Annotated in this window: 12 protein-coding genes; all 12 read right to left on the bottom strand. The window is 71.2% G+C overall.

Translation table 11 applies throughout. From position 1 onward, the window contains the following. Nucleotides 1-91: 91 nt before the first annotated feature. The 12 genes from EBL84_RS15205 to EBL84_RS15150 all read right to left on the bottom strand — a co-directional run bounded on the left by EBL84_RS15205 (nucleotide 92) and on the right by EBL84_RS15150 (nucleotide 9,954). A complete protein-coding gene (locus EBL84_RS15205) occupies nucleotides 92-364 on the bottom strand; it encodes a 4a-hydroxytetrahydrobiopterin dehydratase (protein WP_062272966.1) in 273 nt (90 codons plus the stop codon). Further along, nucleotides 361-828, bottom strand: coding sequence for a bacterioferritin (locus EBL84_RS15200; RefSeq protein ID WP_123141587.1), 468 nt, complete (start codon nucleotides 826-828; stop codon nucleotides 361-363). The genes EBL84_RS15205 and EBL84_RS15200 overlap by 4 nt, the downstream gene beginning before the upstream one ends. Nucleotides 829-887: 59 nt before the next feature. After that, nucleotides 888-1,196: a BMC domain-containing protein gene (locus tag EBL84_RS15195; RefSeq protein ID WP_005222824.1), complete on the bottom strand. Its 309-nt coding sequence runs from the start codon at nucleotides 1,194-1,196 to the stop codon at nucleotides 888-890. 35 nt (nucleotides 1,197-1,231) lie between these two features. Then, entirely contained in the window at nucleotides 1,232-1,546 is a 315-nt protein-coding gene (locus EBL84_RS15190; protein ID WP_123141586.1) for a BMC domain-containing protein, read from the bottom strand. A 19-nt stretch (nucleotides 1,547-1,565) separates the two neighbouring features. Next, the gene (locus tag EBL84_RS15185) at nucleotides 1,566-1,847 is read right to left on the bottom strand and encodes a carboxysome peptide B (RefSeq protein WP_123141585.1); all 282 of its coding nucleotides are present in this window, start codon (nucleotides 1,845-1,847) and stop codon (nucleotides 1,566-1,568) included. A 2-nt stretch (nucleotides 1,848-1,849) separates the two neighbouring features. Then, nucleotides 1,850-2,095, bottom strand: a complete 246-nt coding sequence (locus EBL84_RS15180; RefSeq protein ID WP_062272959.1) for a carboxysome peptide A — start codon at nucleotides 2,093-2,095, stop codon at nucleotides 1,850-1,852. Then, nucleotides 2,092-3,615, bottom strand: coding sequence for a carboxysome shell carbonic anhydrase (locus EBL84_RS15175; protein ID WP_123141584.1), 1,524 nt, complete (start codon nucleotides 3,613-3,615; stop codon nucleotides 2,092-2,094). The genes EBL84_RS15180 and EBL84_RS15175 overlap by 4 nt, the downstream gene beginning before the upstream one ends. A gap of 10 nt (nucleotides 3,616-3,625) precedes the next feature. After that, nucleotides 3,626-5,758, bottom strand: coding sequence for a CsoS2 family carboxysome shell protein (locus EBL84_RS15170; protein WP_123141583.1), 2,133 nt, complete (start codon nucleotides 5,756-5,758; stop codon nucleotides 3,626-3,628). Between the two features lie 52 nt (nucleotides 5,759-5,810). Next, on the bottom strand, nucleotides 5,811-6,152 hold the full coding sequence (locus tag EBL84_RS15165) for a ribulose bisphosphate carboxylase small subunit (protein WP_005222837.1): 342 nt from the start codon (nucleotides 6,150-6,152) through the stop codon (nucleotides 5,811-5,813). Between the two features lie 42 nt (nucleotides 6,153-6,194). Further along, nucleotides 6,195-7,610 carry a form I ribulose bisphosphate carboxylase large subunit gene (locus EBL84_RS15160; RefSeq protein WP_123141582.1) on the bottom strand — a complete coding sequence of 472 codons (1,416 nt, stop codon included), beginning with the start codon at nucleotides 7,608-7,610 and terminating at the stop codon, nucleotides 6,195-6,197. A 237-nt stretch (nucleotides 7,611-7,847) separates the two neighbouring features. Next, a complete protein-coding gene (locus EBL84_RS15155) occupies nucleotides 7,848-8,168 on the bottom strand; it encodes a ribulose bisphosphate carboxylase small subunit (protein WP_165913416.1) in 321 nt (106 codons plus the stop codon). A 97-nt stretch (nucleotides 8,169-8,265) separates the two neighbouring features. Then, nucleotides 8,266-9,954: a SulP family inorganic anion transporter gene (locus EBL84_RS15150; protein ID WP_123141580.1), complete on the bottom strand. Its 1,689-nt coding sequence runs from the start codon at nucleotides 9,952-9,954 to the stop codon at nucleotides 8,266-8,268. Between the last annotated feature and the right edge of the window lie 95 nt (nucleotides 9,955-10,049).

The raw sequence follows: 10,049 nt of genomic DNA, 5'->3' as shown, positions 1-10,049 counted from the left end.
ATCTTGCGGCGCGGCTTGCGCGGCGTCGGGGTCGCGCTCGGCGGCTCGGGGAGCGGCGGCTGGTCGCCCTCGGTCGACGGTGTCTCGGCACTCATGACGACGCCCCCTGGCTGCGCGCGAACAGCGCATCGACCTCGCCGGCGAGCGCGCGGCGCGCCGGGTCGACGCACTCGGCGCCGTCCTCGGCATGGATGGTGATGCTGACATGGGTGCGACCGAAGCTGATGTCGGGATAATACCCGAGTCGCTCGCTGACCCCGGCCATGTCCTCGAGGAAGTCGCGGGTGTGGTCGTAGTCGGCGAAGCTCAGTCGCCGTTCGAGCCGCGCCGGACGGTTGCGTTCACGCCAATCGCTCTGGTTCATGCGTCAATCCCTCCAAGCCGGGGCGCCGCCGGGGCGGCGCGCAGGTCGTCGATCCACTCGGCGAGCGCACGGGCGTGCGCCCGCTCCTCCTCGTACAGGGCCGCAAACAGCTCGGCGCTGACCGTATCGCCGACACGGGCGCTGTGTTCGGCCGCCTCGCGATAGAGCGCCAGCGCCTCGGCCTCGAGCGCGCGATCGGCCTCGAGCAGCGCCTGCAGCGATGTCCCCGCCCGCACCGGGCGCAACCGCGAGGCCCCGGGCATGGCGCCGAGATCGAGCAGCCGTGCGGTCAACCGCTCGGCGTGATCGAGCTCCTCGCGCGCCTCGGCGCGCAGACGCGCGGCACCGGCCTCCAGCCCCCAGGCCGCGGCCAGCCCGGCGTGGGTGAGATACTGCTGCACCGCCCCGTACTCATGACTCAGCGCCCGACCGAGATAGCCGAGCACACGCGGATCCAGCCTCATCGTCTCGCTCCTCCCGGTGATCGCGCCCACGGCGCTCGCCGTGGCGCGACCGCCCGTGCTCAGCGGCCACCCTCGGCGGGACGCTCCGGCAGCACCGGCTCGACCTCGCGGTGCGGGCGGGCGATGATGTGCGCCGCCACCAGCCCGTCGCCGACCCGCTCGCAGGCGTCGGCCCCGGCGCGCACCGCGGCGTTGACCGCCCCGGTCTCGCCGCGCACCAGCACGGTGACATAGCCGCCGCCGACGAACTCGCGACCGATCAGCCGCACCTCGGCGGCCTTGGTCATGGCGTCGGCCGCCTCGATCGCGGGCACCAGCCCGCGCGTCTCGATCATCCCCAGGGCAATACCGAAGGTTTCACTGGCCATGGTTGTCGACTCCTCGTTACTGGTTACTCAAAGGCTCAAGCGCTCTGCTGCGAATCGGGCTTCCCGGTCGGCAGCACCGGCTCGACCTCGCGGTGCGGGCGGGCGATGATGTGCGCCGCCACCAGCCCGTCGCCGACCCGCTCGCAGGCGTCGGCCCCGGCGCGCACCGCGGCGTTGACCGCCCCGGTCTCGCCGCGCACCAGCACGGTGACATAGCCGCCGCCGACGAACTCGCGACCGATCAGCCGCACCTCGGCGGCCTTGGTCATGGCGTCGGCCGCCTCGATCGCGGGCACCAGCCCGCGCGTCTCGATCATCCCCAGGGCGATTCCGTAGTGCTCTTCGGCCATGGTCTCAGACTCCTCTGTCTCAACATGAACGCTGCGAACGAGGATCGGGACGCGCGGCGTCCCTCTCCCAGTGATCGATGATCCCGCCGATGCTCAGATCGGTGAGGATCGACTTGCCCACGGCGAGGCGCGCCGCCGACCCGGAGATGGTGAACACCCAGTTGCCGGGTCGCGCACCCAGGGTGTCGACGGCCACCGCGCGGGCGCCGCGCGCGCCGCGCAGCACCCGCAGCGACACCGATTCCAGCCCGGGGATGCGCCGGCTGCAGACCAGCGAGCGCTCCACCTGCATGATCTCCATGTTCAGCCCTCCTCCCAGTAGTCGATGATGCCGACGATGGTCAGATCGCTCGGATAGTCCTTGTGACCGGCCGCCTCGCGCGCCGCCGAGCTGCCGACACAGATCACCCAGTCGCCCGGGGTACAGCCGACCGCATCGACCGCCACCAGCTGGCTCTTGCCGTCGCGCACCACCTGGAGGTGACGGTGTTCGAGCCCGGGGATGCGGTTGGTGGCGACCAGCGGGCGCTCGACCTGACAGATCTTCATAGTCCCTCCCACTCGCTCAAGGAGCCGCCGACGCTCTCGATGCGGCCACCGTGATCGCTGTCGCGCACCGTCGACCAGGTGTGCAGCAACCCCTGCGCGACCAGCTCGGGGTAGCGTCGCGTGATCGCCTCGACGACCCGCGCGCAGCGCTCCACCGCGCGCGCGCGCGCGCCGGGCACCCGCCCCGGATAGTCGAAGCGCACCACCACCGGGATCGGCAGCCCGCGCTCGAGGTTGAGCCGACGGAAGATGTCGATGCCGATGTCGAGGTCGGCCGCGCCCTCCTCCAGGGTGCGCATGAAGGCGAAGAAGGTGAGGTTGCGCAGCTGCACCTCGGAGAGATCACCGCCGACGCCGATGAAACGCTCCTGGTGCCCGGCGTCGGGATACTGGCCGCCGTGCTCGGCGCGGACGTAGTCGAGCTGCTCCAGGTTGTGCTCGATCAACCGCGCGACCAGACGCTGCATGCCCTCGGCCGGCGGACTGGCGCCACCGGCGGCGGCCACCGCGGCGCGGATGTGATCGCGCACGGCCTGCGCCCCCAGCCCCCGGGTCTCGGCATGCAGCGGCCCGCTGTCGAGATGGCGCTCGAGCGCCGGCTCGCCGGCGGCATCGGGCAGATGGACGCGGATGTGGTCGGTGTCGGTGTCGATGCCGATCAGCAGGATGTCGATCGAGGCGCCGCAGCAATAGCTGTTCTCGATCGCCTCGCGAAAGGCGCGCAACTGCGCCAACCCCGCGGCGGCGGCGCGCGCATCGTCGCTGCCGTGCGCGGCACACCCTTGGTGCGCCGGGTCGCGACTGCTGTAGTGATAGGCGACCACCTTGAGATAGCGAGTGGGCGCCTCGGCGGTGTTGGGCACACCCTCGCGATGACGGCGCAGCTCGGTCTCGGTCCAGCGGCGCACCGCCTCCTCGACGTCGAACAGCGCCCCGGCATGGGCCTTGCGCCGCACCACCCCCATCGGCAGGCGCAACACGTAGCCGATGACGTGCGCCAGCCGACCGTCCGAACAGGGGGTCAGACTCATCGCGTGGAAGCCGCACTCGAGCAGGAAGCGCTCGAACTCGACGGCGCGCGCACCCATCCCCAGCGGATCGTTGAGGAAGTAGTCGTCGCTGAGCGCACGCACCGTGGCGAAGCTGGCATGAGCGAAGAGCGCGCGCATATCGAGCCCGCCGATCCAGGCGCGCTCGAGCACCGAGACCGGCAGCTCGAAGCCCAGCCGGCTGCGTGCCTCGTGCTGAGCGCGGCGCACGAACTCGGCGTCCTGGGGCAATGCCGCGATCTGACGCAACGCCGGCTCGATGGCCGCGAAGGCCTGGCGCACCCGACGCTCGTAGTCACCGAGGCGGCGCTTGTCGCCGCCCTGGGAGGGCAGCGCCGGCCCCGCCGCGACCGAGACGGCGCTCACCGGGGTGGCGCTCGTCAGCGGCTGGCGCGGCGGCGCGGCGCGCCACAGCGGGGCGCGGCGCCGCGCGGTGCGGCTGGGCCGGGGGCTGGTGCGAATGGCCGCCATGGTCGCCACCTCAGCCCCGCGCCCCGCCGGAGACGGTCACCAGGGCACCGCGATCGCTGCCGCCACTGGCGCCGGTGACCTGCAGCGGCGGCGCCTCCTCGGGCTGGCGCTGACCACGCAGCGCCCGGGCACCGGCGAAGGGCCCCATCGGTCCGCCACGCCGGGTCGGGTTGCGCGCGCTCGCCGAGCTGCCCTCGGTGCCGGTGACGCGCTCGCCTCGCCCCCAGTCATCGCCGGTGATACGGGTACCACCATCGCGCCCCTCGCCGGTGACGCGGGCGCGCACCGCTGCTTCGGGTGTCGCCATCGGAGCGGGGATCAACCCCGGGGCCGGCTGTTCGGCGCCGCTCGGGCGGCGCGCACGGAACTCCTCGGTGCCGGTCACCACCCCGCTGCTCAGACCGAAGGGACCGGTGATCCGCGCCGAGCCACCCGCGCTGGCGCCGGTCACCCGGGGCGTGGCGCGCGGGGTGGCCTCGGGGCGCGAGAACACCACCCCCTGCCAGTGACCGCCGCCGAGCGGCTGCGGGAAGTCCTCGCCGAACTCGACCGGCGTGTCGTCCTCGGTCGGCGCGCGCGCCGCCGGATCACAGACCGCCGCCAGGGCCGATTCACCGACATAGGGGGTCCCGGTGATCGACTGACAGCGCCCGCGCCGCTGACCGGTACTCGGCCCGGCGATGCCGGGCTGGATGCCGGTGAGATCGGCGCCGCCGGGACGCGACTCGGGACGCCGCGCGGCCTGTGCCGCCAACGCCTCGGGCGCGCAGTGCTGCTGATAATGCAGGGGACCGAGATAATCGCTGCCGGTGACCGTCTCGCAGCGCCCGGCGGCATCGCCGGTGACGCGCGCGGCGCTGCCGACCTGGGTGCCGCTGAGGCGCTGACCGCTCCAGGTCGGGGTGACGCCGATCTTGACGCCACCCTCGGGCGCGGGCACCTGCTCACAGTGCTGGCGGAAGTGTCCGCTGCCGAGATATTCGTCGCCGGTGATCCGTCGGCAGGCACCGGCCTCGTCACCCGTGGTGCGCGCGCCGCGTCCCAGCAAGGTCCCGGTGATCGGGCGCTGGGCGAGCGTGGTGTCATGTGCGACCTTGGGCGGCGCGCCCTCGGGGCCGGGCTCGGTATAGGGGGTACCGGTGAGGCTGCGCCCGGCGCCGCGCTCGTCGCCGGTGACCCGCTCGCCGCGGCCCACCCGTGCGCCGGTGACCCGCTGTCCCGCCGGGGTGCTGACGACCGGCAGGGGGGACGGCGGTTCGGGGCGCTGGCCGCAGAACTCCTGGAACAGCTCGGCGCCGAAGTACTCGGTCCCGGTGACGGTACGACAGACCCCGGCCTCGTCGCCCGTGGTGCGCGCGGCACGCCCGAGCCGGGTACCGCTGACCGGCAGGCCGCGCGCCGTCTCGCTGGTCTCGCCGCGACCGCTCGCGCCCTCGGCGCGCGCGCTACCCTGACGCCGGGTGCGACCGGTCGGGCGCGGACAGGACTCGCCGCCCTTGCCGTGCTCGCAGCGCTGCTCGCGCACCCGCCGGGCGATCTCGCGCGAGCTGGCACCGGCACGCCGCATCAGGGTGGTGGTGGCGGCATCGCGCGAGCGCCCGCCGATCGCCTCCAGCCCCGCCTTGCCGCGACCCGACACCGCCGCGCGCCTGGCCATCGCCAGCACGCGCCCGGCCGGATGCGTCCCTTCCCGGGCCGTGCTCGCGGCACGCGCTCGTGCCCGACGCGGCGGACTGCCGGGACGCGCGACGCGACGCGGCGACGGGGACTCAGCTCGCGTGCGCCCCGCCCCCGCCGTCGACGCACCCTCAGTGGATGCCGACTCCGGGCGCTGGGCGCGCCGTCGCGTCTGGGCCGCGGCGCGGGTCTCGGTCCGCGCCGCGGAGCGCGAGCGTGACGCCGGCAGCGCGCGACCACCCGACTCGGCGATGCGCTGACGCCGTGCCATCGCCTCGCGCCGACCGGCCGCCGGCGCGACGCGCTCGCCGTTGCGCGGCAGTGGCGCGCTGACCGGTGGCGCGGCGGGCGCCGGCGCCGGCGCACCTCCCGAGGCGGCACGCTTGCCACCGCTGGCCTGGGCACGACGACGCGCGATCGCCGCGGCACGCCCGTTCAAGCTGTTCTCGCGTGTTGGCTCTGCCATGTCACTCCTCGCTCGCGGATGGTCGCCTCGCCGCCGGCGCGGCTGCCTCGGTTCAGGATGCGCGATGCACCAGGAAGGCGTGTCCCTTGGTCTGGGCGAAGGTGTCGTAGCCGACCAGACGGACATGGTGGTCGGGATAGCTGCGCCGACAGGCCTCGATCTCGGTGAGCAGCTGCTCGGGGTCCTGGACGCCGAAGAAGGGCAGCTTCCACATCGGCCAGTAGTACTCGAAGGCGCGGCTGGGGTGCTCGTGCTCGATCGAGGCGTTCCAGCCGTTGTCGAGGATGAAGAGGATCTGTTCGACGATCTCCTCGCGGCTGAGCGGCGGCAGGTAGGAGAAGGTCTCGTGACGGCCGACGGTGGCGTGATCGCCGATGATCAGATGGTCGCTCATGGTGTGATGCACTCCGCGTTGTCTGTTTGGCTAACGCACGGTTCAGGCCGCGTCGAGCTTGTCGACGGTGTCGAACTCGAACTTGATCTCCTTCCAGGTCTCCATCGCCGCGGCCAGCTCGGGGCTGTGACGGGCCGCATCGGTGAGGATCTCGCGGGCATGCTGCTCGACCTCGACGCCCTCGTTGCGCGCCTTGATGCAGGCCTCGGTGGCCACCCGGTTGGCCGCCGCGCCGGCGGCGTTGCCCCAGGGGTGACCCTGGGTGCCGCCACCGAACTGGAGCACGGCGTCGTCACCGAAGATCGCCACCAGCGCCGGGATGTGCCAGACGTGGATACCGCCCGAGGCCACCGCCAGCAGCCCCGGCATGCCGCCCCAGTCCTGGTCGAAGAACAGCCCGCGCGAGCGATCCTCGGGGACGAAGGACTCGCGGATGGCGTCGACGAAGCCGAGCGTCGAGCGCCGGTCGCCCTCGAGCTTGCCGACCACGGTGCCGGTGTGCAGATGATCGCCACCGGAGAGGCGCAGACACTTGGCGAGCACGCGGAAGTGGATGCCGTGCTTGGGATGACGGTCGATCACCGCGTGCATGGCGCGATGGATGTGCAGCAGCATGCCGTTGTCGCGACACCAGTTGGCGAGGCTGGTGTTGGCGGTGAAACCGCCGGTGAGGAAGTCGTGCATGATGATCGGCGCGCCCAGCTCCTTGGCGAACTCGGCGCGCTTGAACATCTCCTCGCAGGTCGGCGCGGTGACGTTGAGATAGTGGCCCTTGCGCTCGCCGGTCTCCTCCTGGGCCTTGCGCACCGCCTCCATGACGAACTCGAAGCGGTTCTGCCAGCGCATGAAGGGTTGGGAGTTGACGTTCTCGTCGTCCTTGGTGAAGTCGAGCCCGCCGCGCAGCATCTCGTAGACGGCGCGGCCGTAGTTCTTCGCCGAGAGCCCGAGCTTGGGCTTGACGGTGGCGCCGAGGAAGGGACGACCGTACTTGTCCATGCGGTCGCGCTCGACCTGGATGCCATTGGGCGGTCCGCCGCAGGTCTTGACGTAGTGCAGCGGGAAGCGGATGTCCTCGAGACGCAGGTGACGCACCGCCTTGAAGCCGAAGACGTTGCCGACCAGCGAGGTGAGCACGTTGACGATCGAGCCCTCCTCGAACAGATCGATGGGGTAGGCGACGAAGGCATAGAAGCTCTCCTTGTCGCCGGGCACGTCCTCGATGCGATAGGCGCGGCCCTTGTAATAGTCGAGGTCGGTGAGGAGATCGGACCACACCGTGGTCCAGGTGCCGGTCGAGGACTCGGCGGCGACCGCGGCGGCCGCCTCCTCGCGCGGGACATTGGCCTGTGGCGTCACCTTGAAACAGGCCAGCAGGTCGGAGTCGAGCGGGACATAGTCCGGGGTCCAATAGGTGAGCGCGTAATCCTTGACGCCCGCGTCGTAGGTCTTGGTGCTCATGATTTACTCCATTCAATGAATTCGGCCGCGTTCGGGCGCAACGATAGATAGATCGATCATTCATTACCAATCGATATAGAAAATGCTATCGATAGACCATCGTCGATGAACTCATCGACGATGACGCCCATTGAATGAATGCGATGAGGAATGAAGCGGACGGCGCGCGAATGACCCCGATGGTCGTTCACGCGGGGCCGGTGCGCGGCCCCGGGAGGATCCGATGAACGGCAGGAATCAGGCGGGGATGAGGGGACGCGGACGATGGACCACCAGGGCGAGGGCGCTGTGCCAGCGCAGGTCGTCGATGCGCAGCCGGACCTGATCGCCGGGATGACGGGCGCGACAGGCGTCGATGGCGCCGAGCAACCCTTCGAGATCACCGTCGTAGCCGCGCGGCTCGCCCCAGCACGACCAGCAGGGGCGGCGCGGATCGGGATCGGCGGCATGCTCGATACGAACCACGCAGGATGGGTTCAGACAGGCGCCGAGACCGGCGAGCATGCGAGCCTCGGCGGGGGGCTGGTCGGCAGCGCGCGATGCGGCGGGGTGTGACATGGCTGGACCTCGCTGGGGGTGGCGGACACGGCCCGGGGCGGGCCGTCTGCTCTCCAAGATGGTATCCAACCAAAAGACTCGGAAATTCGAATCGACGTCACCGACCATCGATCGGGGTCGATGACGCGGCGCGGCTCTCGAGCAGGCGCTCGGCGAGCGCCAGCGCACCGGCCCGGTCGGCCACCAGGTGCTTGGCGGGCAGGCGCGCGAGCAGTCCGAGCTGCTCGAGCCGCGCGCTCACCTCGCCCCGCGCCCCGGCGAGGATCACCGTGCGTCCCTGCTCGAGGTCCTCGAGCACCAGCCGCTCCAGCGCCAGCGACGAGGACACCCCGAGCAGCGGCACCTCGGTGACGTCGAGGATCAGCACGTCGTGGTCCTCGAGCACCGCGTGCTGGCGCGAGATCGCCTTGGCCAGACCGAAGATCAACGGGCCGCCGAGGGTGAACAGCAGCACCCGTCCACCGCCGCGCTCGAGCAGCGCCTGCTCGTCGTCGCTGAGACGAATCGTCGCAGCGGGGTCGTCGGGGTGCTGGATCGCCCGCACCTCGCGGCTCTGCAGCCGACTGAGCCGGTCGATGGTGAGCAGGTTGGCGACGAACATGCCCAGCGCCACCGCGGTCACCAGGTCGACGAACACGGTCAACCCGATCACCGCGTACATGATCGCGGCGGCCTTGAACGAGACCCGGTGGGCGCGGCGCAGGAAGGACCAGTCGACGATATCGAGCCCGACCTTCATCGCGATCCCGGCGAGCACCGCGAGCGGGATCTGTGCGGTCAGCCCACCGGCCCAGAGCACCACCACCAGCAGGATCAGCGCGCGGGCGATCCCCGAGAGCGCGCTGCGCGCCCCGGTCTGGATGTTGACCACGGTGCCCATGGTGGCGCCGGCGCCGGGGATGCCGCCGCACAGCCCGGAGGCGAGGTTGCCGAGCCCCTGCCCGACCAGCTCCTTGTCGGCGCTGCACGGCTTGCGTGTCATGCTCTCGGCGATCACCGAGGTGAGCAGGGCGTCGATGCTGCCGAGCGCGGCGAGCACCAGGGCATCGGTGAGCATGCGCCGCCACTGCTCGGCGCTGAACACCGGCAGCTGCAGCTCCGGCAACCCGCTGGAGATCTCGCCGATGCGGCGGATCTCGCTGTCACCGAGCAGCCACAGCGAGACCAGGGTGCCGAGCACCAGGGCCAGCAGCTGCGGCGGCAGCACCCGGCGCCAGCGTCTGGGGAAGAACAGGATCAGCGCCAGGGTAGCGAGCGCGAGCAGGGTCTCGGCCGGCTCGATCCCGGCGATCAGCGCCGGCAGCTCGCCGAGGGTGCCGAGCACCCCGCCGCCCGGGGCCGCCTGACCGAGGAAGGGACCGATCTGCAGCACGATGAGGATCAACCCGATCCCGGTCATGAACCCGGAGACCACGGTATAGGGCATCAGGGTGACGTACTTGCCCAGCCGCAGCAGGCCGAAGAGGATCTGGAACACCCCGGCGAGCATCACCACGGTGAAGGCCATCGCCATGCCCTGCTCGGGGTCAAGCGCGATCAGACTGGCGATGACCGCGGTCATCACCACCGTCATCGGACCGGTGGGCTCGGAGATCAGGGTGGGGGTGGCGCCGAACAGGGCGGCGAAGAGTCCGACCAGCACCGCGCCATAGAGCCCGGCGGCGGGCCCGGCACCGGTGGCGACACCGAAGGCGAGCGCCATCGGCAGGGCGATGACCGCAGCGGTCACCCCGCCGAAGAGGTCGCCGCGCAGGTTGTCGAGACGGATCTCGTTGAACAGTCGCATGCCTCACCCCGGCTGATTGCGTCGCCGCTATGAGAAACGCCGGGGATCATCTATGCAAAGTGATAATCCCGATACGACCCATCTAAAAATATCGA

This window comes from Marichromatium sp. AB31, assembly GCF_003718685.1.
Taxonomy (GTDB): domain Bacteria; phylum Pseudomonadota; class Gammaproteobacteria; order Chromatiales; family Chromatiaceae; genus Marichromatium; species Marichromatium gracile.
This window is presented reverse-complemented; position numbering and strand designations above follow the sequence as displayed.